The following is an 890-nucleotide window of genomic DNA, read 5'->3' as shown; positions in this document are numbered from 1 at the left end:
TCTTTCCCTGTCTGAGACAAATCTTACGGTTTCTGATCACCCGGCCGTTGCGCGACAGGATGGAACCGGGTTTGCACCCCGCGCGGAGATCACTGATGAGCGGGGCAGGAGAGCACTTGTCTGCCTTGTGCCTCCGGACAACCCCGAACTTGCCCTGACCCAAGACGTAATGATGGCACGGGAAGACGCTGGGGCGGGGCAGGTCATTCATTTGCGGTCTGATGCGGGCGTGGCCCTTGTCGCGCGTAGGCTCGGCAATGGATTTCGATACCAAGTGACCGACACAACCGTTGCCATTGGCAGGCATCAGGTTCCTGTCATCGATCTGTGCCAACGCTTTCCGGTTGCGCGCCGGACGGGTTGGAATGACCTGCCCTTGAGCGGGCAGGGCTTGCCGACATTCTTCGATCTGGAGAGTTTTATGAGCTGGTGGGACTTTGTGCCAGGCAAACAGCGGTTCGAAATGCTGAACGGGCAGGTGCACCTGGTTCCAAGGCCATCACCCGCTGCCCAAAACGGGGTGTCTCTGGAAGTTGAATTGAAGACGGCGCTTCCCGCGGCGTTCTTCGCCATTCCCAACATGCTGTTTCGTGCAAGCGCCTTGTCCGCATTGCACGTGCCAGTCTCGATCTGCCGCAAACCACTTGCGGATGGACCTTTTGTCGAACCTGCCGCGGCGATTTTACGTGTGTGGGATACAACTTCGAAACGCGATGTATTGGAGCGCGTTGCACTGCTCCAGAACAGGTCAATACCGTGCGCCATTTTTGATTGTGGCACTGGCGAATGGCGGTCGGGCGATTGGTCCGAGATTGAGACCGTTGATCTTGGTGGTAGCAGCTTGAGCTTGAGTGGCCTTCTGCCTTGAACAAAGGCAGCTCGCGGCCCAT

General features: G+C 57.9%; 1 protein-coding gene. It reads left to right on the top strand.

All coding sequences use genetic code 11. The annotated features are described in order from the left end of the window. Positions 1-868 (top strand): hypothetical protein (locus tag Q1A85_RS22940; RefSeq protein ID WP_299695409.1); only part of this gene is annotated, 868 nt, incomplete at its 5' end. Positions 869-890 lie beyond the last annotated feature (22 nt).

It is taken from the genome of uncultured Tateyamaria sp. (genome assembly GCF_947503385.1).
Classification (GTDB): Bacteria; Pseudomonadota; Alphaproteobacteria; order Rhodobacterales; family Rhodobacteraceae; genus Tateyamaria.
The sequence above is the reverse complement of the archived record's forward strand: the minus strand, read 5'-3'. Positions and strand labels throughout refer to the sequence as shown.